Source organism: Nocardia farcinica (genome assembly GCF_029867845.1).
Classification (GTDB): domain Bacteria; phylum Actinomycetota; class Actinomycetes; order Mycobacteriales; family Mycobacteriaceae; genus Nocardia; species Nocardia farcinica_A.
Window position 1 is genome coordinate 1 of sequence record NZ_JARWRU010000443.1, and the last position, 2,807, is coordinate 2,807.

Annotated in this window: 2 protein-coding genes; both read left to right on the top strand. The window is 73.0% G+C overall.

From position 1 onward, the window contains the following. A partial coding sequence (locus tag QH283_RS09485) for a carboxyl transferase domain-containing protein (protein WP_280502645.1) occupies nt 1-1,785 on the top strand: 1,785 nt, incomplete at its 5' end. A gap of 92 nt (nt 1,786-1,877) precedes the next feature. Further along, a complete protein-coding gene (locus QH283_RS09490; protein ID WP_280502646.1) occupies nt 1,878-2,726 on the top strand; it encodes an SDR family oxidoreductase in 849 nt (282 codons plus the stop codon). The last annotated feature ends 81 nt before the right edge of the window (nt 2,727-2,807 follow it).

The following is a 2,807-nucleotide window of genomic DNA, read 5'->3' on the forward strand; positions in this document are numbered from 1 at the left end:
GCGCCGGACCCCGGGCTCGGCGCGGGTGAGCGGGCGTTCACCACCCCGATGGGCGCCACCGTGGTCGAGCTGGCCGAGCCGGGCACGCTGGTGGCCGCCGGCGGCCGGGTGGCGGTGCTCGAGGCCATGAAGATGCAGCACGTGCTGCGCGCCGAGGAGCCGCTGCGGGTGCTGCGCAGGCTGGCCGCTGCGGGCGAGGTGGTCGACCCGGGGGCCGCACTGCTGGTCTGGACGCCGGCCGAGCACGCCGACGCGGGGGCCGACGTGACCGCCGTCGACCTCGACGCGATCCGCCCCGACCTGCGCGAGGTGCTCGACCGCAGGCGCGGCGTGCTGGACGAGGCGCGCCAGGAGGCCGTGGCCAAGCGGCGCCGTCTCGGCAGGCGCACCGCACGCGAGAACATCGACGATCTCGTCGACGCAGGCAGCTTCGTCGAGTACGGCCGCCTGGCGGTGGCCGCGCAGCGTCTGCGCCGCAGTCCCGAGGACCTGATCGCCAACACGCCCGCCGACGGCCTGGTCGCGGGCGTGGCCACCGTCAACGCCGAGCAGTTCGGCGAGCGGGCCGCCCGCGCGGTGGTGCTGTCCTACGACTACACCGTGCTCGCGGGCACCCAGGGTATGCGCAACCACGCCAAGTCCGATCGCATGCTCGAGCTGGCCCACGAGCAGCGGCTGCCGGTGGTGTTCTTCACCGAGGGCGGCGGTGGCCGGCCCGGCGACACCGACTACTCGGGCATCTCGGGGCTGGACCTGACCACCTTCCGCGCGATGGGCGCGCTGTCGGGCCGCGTGCCGCTGATCGGCATCGTCTCCGGCCGTTGCTTCGCGGGCAACGCCGCCCTGCTCGGCATGTGCGATGTGGTGATCGCGACCCCGGACGCCAATATCGGCATGGGCGGGCCCGCCATGATCGAGGGCGGCGGGCTCGGCGTGTTCCGGCCCGAGGACATCGGGCCGGTCGAGGTGCAGCGGCGCAACGGTGTGGTGCACGTGGTCGCCGGGGACGAGGCCGAGGCGGTCGCCGTCGCCCGGCGGTACCTGGCCTACTTCCAGGGCGCGACCGAACAGTGGGAGGCGCCCGATCCCCGGCTGGCCAGGCACGTGGTGCCGGAGAACCGCCTGCACGCCTTCGACATCCGCGCCGCCGTCGAGGCGATCGTGGACGTCGGCTCGGTGCTGGAACTGCGCCGGGACTGGGGAGTGGGCATCGTGACCGCGCTGGTGCGGGTGGAGGGCAGGCCCTTCGGCCTGATCGCCAACGACTGCCACCACCTCGGCGGCGCCATCGACGCGCCCGCGGCCGACAAGCTCAGCGCCTTCCTCGCGCTGTGCGACGCGCACCGGCTGCCGATCCTCTCGCTGTGCGACACACCGGGTTTCATGGTCGGCCCGGATGCGGAGAAGCAGGCCACCGTCACCAAGTTCAGCAGGTTGTTCGTCGACGCCGCGCGGATGCGGGTGCCGTGGGGAACGGTGGTGCTGCGCAAGGGGTACGGCCTCGGCGCGCAGGCGATGGCCGCGGGCTCGTTCCGCTCGCCGCGCTTCATCGTCTCCTGGCCGACCGGTGAGATCGGCGGCATGGGCCTGGAGGGCGCGGTGCGGCTCGGCTTCGCCAAGGAACTGGCCGCCATCGCCGATCCGGCCGAGCGGCAGAAGGCGTTCGACGCGCTGGTGGCCGCGGCCTACGCGGGCGGCAAGGCGTTGACGGCCGCCACCGTGTTCGAACTCGACGATGTCATCGATCCGGCCGACACCCGCCGCTGGATCCGGTTGCTGCGCTGAACGTCGCCGGGCCCGGCGCTCGCCGCGCGACGGTGGATCTCGGGGCGGCACCGTTTATAGACAAGATTGTTCGCAAATACTAGGGTCGAGTCATGACCAAGTTCGACGGCAAGATCTGCCTGATCACCGGAGCCGCGGGCGGGCTCGGTCGCAGCATCGCCGAGGCGGTGGCGGCCAAGGGCGCGTCCCTGGTCCTCACCGACATCGACGGCGCCGGACTCGAGCGTACCGTCGCGGACCTGCGCGCGGGCGGTTCCACGGTGCATGCGGCCGAGGCGCTGGATGTGGCCGACCACGACGCCGTGGTGGCCTTCGCCGCCCGCGTGCACGAACAGCTGCCCAGTGTGGACGTGGTGATGAACGTGGCGGGCATCGCCACCTGGGGCGCGGTCGAGCGTCTCACCCACGAACAGTGGCGGCGCACCATCGACATCGATCTCATGGGCCCGGTCCACGTGATCGAGGAGTTCGTGCCGCCGATGATCGCGGCGGGGCGCGGCGGCCACCTGGTCAACGTGGCCTCGGCGGCCGGGTTGTTCGGCCTGCCCTGGCACGCGCCCTACAGCGCGGGCAAATTCGGCCTGCGTGGCGTGTCGGAGGTGCTGCGCTTCGACCTGCGCAAGCACCGTATCGGGGTCAGCCTGGTGTGCCCGGGCGCGATGAGCACCCCGATGGTGAACCGGCTGGAGATCGCGGGCGTCGACCGGGAGTCCGAGGCGGTGCGGCGCGGCACGAAACTGTTCCTGCGCCACGCCGTCAGCCCGGACGCGGCCGCGAAGTCGGTGGTGCGCGGCGTCGAACGCAACCGCTATCTCATCTACACCTCCCACGACATCCGCCTCGGGCACTGGGCGCAGCGCTACTTCCCGCCCGCCTACACCCTGGCAATGCGCGGGCTGAACACGGCCATGCAGCGCTATATCGACAACTCGCCCAGGTGAAGTCACCGCCGGGGGGGGGGGGGGGGGGCCCGCGCGGCGGCGGGGGGGGGGGGGGCGGGGGGGGGGCGGCCCCCGCCGCGG

Excerpts from the sequence above, each read along its gene's own strand:
- QH283_RS09490 (WP_280502646.1), top strand. The coding sequence starts at position 1,878 with ATGACCAAGTTCGACGGCAAGATCTGCCTGATCACCGGAGCCGCGGGC.